The sequence below is a fragment of the Streptomyces sp. NPDC060002 genome, from assembly GCF_042737245.1.
Classification (GTDB): Bacteria; Actinomycetota; Actinomycetes; order Streptomycetales; family Streptomycetaceae; genus Streptomyces.
Window position 1 is genome coordinate 1 of the sequence record NZ_JBHWUW010000121.1, and the last position, 3,479, is coordinate 3,479.

Genomic DNA, 3,479 nt, shown 5'->3' on the forward strand with positions numbered 1-3,479 from the left:
ACGCACAAGGGGTGCCGGGCCTCTGCCGTGCCCTACCGCTCCAGCGCGTCCAGCGCCCCCAGCTGCTCCATCAGCCCCAGCCGGTCGTACTGCCACCAGGCCTCGACGATCTTCCCGTCCTCCCGGCACCGGAAGACGGTCGTGCCGGTCATGGTGACGCGCTTCCCGGTGGCCGGGATCCCCATGAAGTCGCCCTTGTGGGTGCCGCTCCAGGTCCACCGGTTGCACACGCGGTCGCCCTGCTCGATCTGGTCGTCGAGGGAGAAGGCGAAGTCGAAGCCGCCCCGCCACATCTCGACCTCCCGGCGCATCGCGTCCATCCCCATGGTGTCCTGCTCGTTGGCGGGATCGTGGTCGTGGTACTCCTCGGCCAGCAGGCCGTCCATCGGCGGCAGTTCGCCCCGCGTGCCGATCGTCTCGAAGAACCGCCGCGCCGTCCCGGCGTACAACTGCTCGTCCCGTACGACGTCGAGATCCGTGAAGGTGGGCATCTCGTCGCACAGGGCCACCAGCTCCCGGAAGACCTTGTCGGTCTCCGGCAGGTTCGAGTTCCGCATCGCCTCCTCGTACGAAGGGAACTCCACGATCTCGATGAAGTGCGACGCGTCGGAGCGGTCCTTGCCGACCACCGCGTGCGTCGCGGTCCGCTTGCCCCTGGTCTGTTCGACCCAGGTGTCCATCAGCCGGTCCATCTCGTCGAACCGGCTGGTCCTACAGTCGATGAGCTGCACGAACGTCATGACGCCGCCTCCGGCCCCCCTGGGTCCGGTCTCCGTCACACCCATTTTCCCACCGGAGCGCCGACGTCACCCGTCCACCGCCCAGGCCGTTACCGAGGTCCGTACTTCCGGCCCGTCCTCGAGCTGATCCCGCCCAGCAGCGAGCGGGGCGTCACCTTCACCAGGCCCATCAGCGCCTTGTAACGCGGGTCGGGGATCGACAGGGACTTCCCGCGCGCCAGGTCGTGCAGCGCCGCCGCGACCAGCTTGTCCGCGTCCAGCCACATCCAGCCCGGGATGTTGTCCGTGCCCATCCCGGCCCGCTCGTGGAACTCCGTGCGCACGAACCCCGGGCACAGCGCCATCAGCCGCACCCCGCTGCCCGCCAGGTCCTTGGCCGCGCCCTGGGTGAACTGCACGACCCAGGCCTTGGACGCCCCGTACGTCCCGCGCGGCACGAAGGCCGCCACCGAGGCCACGTTGACGACACCCCCGCGTCCGCGCTCGCGCATCACCGCCGTCGCCGCCGACGTCAGCCGCAGCACCGCCTCGCAGTGCACCTTGAGCATCCTCAGCTCGTCGGCCATGGAGACGTCGAGGTAGCGGCCCTTGTTGCCGAAGCCGGCGTTGTTGATCAGCAGGTCGACGGCGTTCTTGCGGTCACCGAGCCGGGTGGCCACCGCCTCGATGCCCTCGTCCGTGGCGAGGTCGGCCGTCAGCACCTCCGCCTCGATGCCGTGCCGGTCGTGCAACTCGGTCGCCTGCTCGCGCAGCCGCTTGATGTCCCGTGCCACGAGGACGAGGTCATGCCCGTCCGCCGCCAGTCTGCGCGCGAACGCGGCGCCGATGCCCGCGGTCGAACCCGTAATCAGAGCCGTTGTCATGGCAGAAGATTAGTGACCCGGAGTGCGGGCGTCCGTTCTCTGCACGTGGCCTCCCGAAGGTGAAGACCGCGTGCGCATGCCCCGCGCACGCGCGTCCCGCGCCCCGCTCCCGTGACGCCGACTCAGCTCCCTTGCCCCTCCCCGCACTTCTCCCCGGCCCTGTCTCCGTACTTCTTCACGTACTCCCGGGCCGCCGCCAGCGACTCCGGGTGCAGCGCCTCGCCCGCCGCGAGCAGCCGGGGCAACAGCTCCCGGTGCGTGGTGCCCGCCTGGAACTGCATCCTGGCGGTCACCTCGTGCTCCGGCAGGTGGACGATCCGCACCGGATCGCCCGCGCGGATCTCACCCGGCTCGAGGACCCGCAGATACGCGCCCGTGGCCGCCTTCTCGGTGAACCGCCGCACCCATCGCTCCTCGCCCACGTGGCCCTGGAAGGTGCGGCACGGTATCCGCCCGGCGGTCACCTCCAGCACCACGTCAGGACCGATCCGCCAGCGCTCGCCGATCAGCGCGCCGGAGACGTCGAGACCCGTGGTGGTGAGGTTCTCGCCGAACGCGCCGTCGGCCAGCGTGCGTCCCAGCTCGCGCTCCCAGTCGTCGAGGTCCTCGCGCGCGACGGCGTACACCGCCTGGTCGTCCCCGCCGTGGTGGCGCAGGTGGCACACCGTGTCCCCGGCCAGCCCGCTCCCCCCGACCCCCTTGGGGCCGGGCGCCGCGACCCGCACGGGCCCCTCGACCGGCCGCTTGTCGATCCCGGTCAGGCCTTGCGGCTGGTCGGAGTACGGCACGGCCTTCGGGCGGCCCAGATTGACAGACAGAAGCCTCATAGCGGCACGGTACGAGCCGGAGGTCAAAGTGTCGACGCATTATTCGCCGGACTATCCAAGGCTCGCTTATGCTCGGAGAATGATCGAGGCCCGTCATCTCCGCGTCCTGCGCGCCGTGGCCGCCACCGGCTCCTTCTCTGCGGCCGGGCGCGAACTGGGCTGCACCCAGCCGGCCGTCAGCCAGCAGATGAAGGCGCTGGAGGCGTCCGTCGGCACACCCCTGCTGATCCGCAGCGGACGCGAGATGCGCCTGACCCAGGCGGGCGAGGCACTGGTCCGGCACGCGGCCGGCATCCTGTCCGGACTGACCGCCGCCGAGGAGGAGGTCGCCGCCATCGCCGGGCTGCGCGCCGGCCGGGTCCGTCTGGTGTCCTTCCCCAGCGGCAGCTCCACCCTCGTCCCCACGGCTCTCGCCGCCCTGCGCGCTGCCCACCCCGGCACCCGGGTCTCCCTGGAGGAGGCCGAGCCGCCGAGGTCGGTCGAGCTGCTCCGCGAGGGCGACTGCGACATCGCGCTCGCCTTCCGCTACGAACGCGTGACGGGCACCGGCGACGCCGAGCAGGCGGGCGAAGGCGAATGGGACGACCTCGTCGTACGGCCGCTGCTGACGGACCGGCTGGTCGCCCTCGTCCCCGAACGGCACCGTCTCGCGCGCACGGGGCCGTCGGGATCCGTCGCCATCGGCGACCTCGCCGCCGAGCCGTGGATCGCCGGCTGTCCGCGCTGCCGCGGCCAGCTGGTCCAGGTGTGCGAGAGCGCGGGCTTCACGCCCCGCATCGACTTCGCGACCGACGACTATCCGGCGGTGGTCGGTCTGGTGGGCGCCGGCCTCGGCGTCGCCGTGCTGCCCCAGCTCGCGATCGAGTCCGTCCGGCCGCGTGGTGCCCGCGCGGTGACACTGGAACCGGCGGTGCGGCGGGAGATCGTCGCGCTCACGCTGCCCGACCTGGCCCAGGTGCCGGCGGTGTCGGCCACGCTGGAGCAGCTGGGGCGGGCGGCGGCGCGCATCGGCTGACAGCGGTCCGAAAAACGGCGGGCACACGTGTGCC

4 protein-coding genes are annotated in these 3,479 nt (G+C 71.8%); 1 reads left to right on the top strand and 3 read right to left on the bottom strand.

All coding sequences use genetic code 11. The features are described from left to right. Positions 1 to 32: 32 nt before the first annotated feature. From ACFWBD_RS41385 to ACFWBD_RS41395, 3 genes are all read right to left on the bottom strand, one after another. Positions 33 to 740 (bottom strand): ester cyclase, encoded by a 708-nt coding sequence (locus ACFWBD_RS41385; protein ID WP_385679371.1) that lies wholly within the window; start codon positions 738 to 740, stop codon positions 33 to 35. Positions 741 to 829: 89 nt separating this feature from the next. Next, positions 830 to 1,603, bottom strand: coding sequence for an SDR family NAD(P)-dependent oxidoreductase (locus tag ACFWBD_RS41390; protein WP_385679374.1), 774 nt, complete (start codon positions 1,601 to 1,603; stop codon positions 830 to 832). Positions 1,604 to 1,725: 122 nt separating this feature from the next. After that, positions 1,726 to 2,430, bottom strand: a complete 705-nt coding sequence (locus ACFWBD_RS41395; protein WP_385679377.1) for an MOSC domain-containing protein — start codon at positions 2,428 to 2,430, stop codon at positions 1,726 to 1,728. A 79-nt stretch (positions 2,431 to 2,509) separates the two neighbouring features. Between ACFWBD_RS41395 and ACFWBD_RS41400 the strand changes: the two genes are divergently transcribed. Next, positions 2,510 to 3,445: a LysR family transcriptional regulator gene (locus ACFWBD_RS41400; RefSeq protein ID WP_385679380.1), complete on the top strand. Its 936-nt coding sequence runs from the start codon at positions 2,510 to 2,512 to the stop codon at positions 3,443 to 3,445. Positions 3,446 to 3,479: the final 34 nt, after the last annotated feature.

Bases quoted from the DNA above. Each gene is read 5' to 3' on its own strand.
- ACFWBD_RS41400 (WP_385679380.1), top strand. From the start codon at position 2,510: ATGATCGAGGCCCGTCATCTCCGCGTCCTGCGCGCCGTGGCCGCCACC.
- ACFWBD_RS41390 (WP_385679374.1), bottom strand. From the start codon at position 1,603: ATGACAACGGCTCTGATTACGGGTTCGACCGCGGGCATCGGCGCCGCG.
- ACFWBD_RS41385 (WP_385679371.1), bottom strand. From the start codon at position 740: ATGACGTTCGTGCAGCTCATCGACTGTAGGACCAGCCGGTTCGACGAG.
- ACFWBD_RS41395 (WP_385679377.1), bottom strand. From the start codon at position 2,430: ATGAGGCTTCTGTCTGTCAATCTGGGCCGCCCGAAGGCCGTGCCGTAC.